Consider the following 209-nt stretch of genomic DNA (forward strand, 5'->3'; position numbering starts at 1 on the left):
ACACCACCCAGCGCACTCCCGGTCCTGATAATCTCGCCAACATCATCACCCGAGCCCTCACCCTCAAGGGCTTCACTCTGGCCGCATACCTGCACCTCGCGCCGGAGTTCCAGAGCCGCATGACCGAATGGTTCGCCGCAGGCAGCATTGCCTACGACGAGACCATCGTCGACGGCATCGAACACACGGTCGACGCGTTCCTCGACATG

At 62.2% G+C, this 209-nt stretch carries 1 pseudogene; it reads left to right on the forward strand.

The features are described from left to right. Positions 1 to 209 (forward strand): annotated as a pseudogene (locus tag AMS67_RS17540) (NADP-dependent oxidoreductase); the annotation flags it as partial.

Source organism: Leucobacter japonicus (assembly GCF_001273855.1).
Lineage (GTDB): Bacteria > Actinomycetota > Actinomycetes > Actinomycetales > Microbacteriaceae > Leucobacter > Leucobacter japonicus.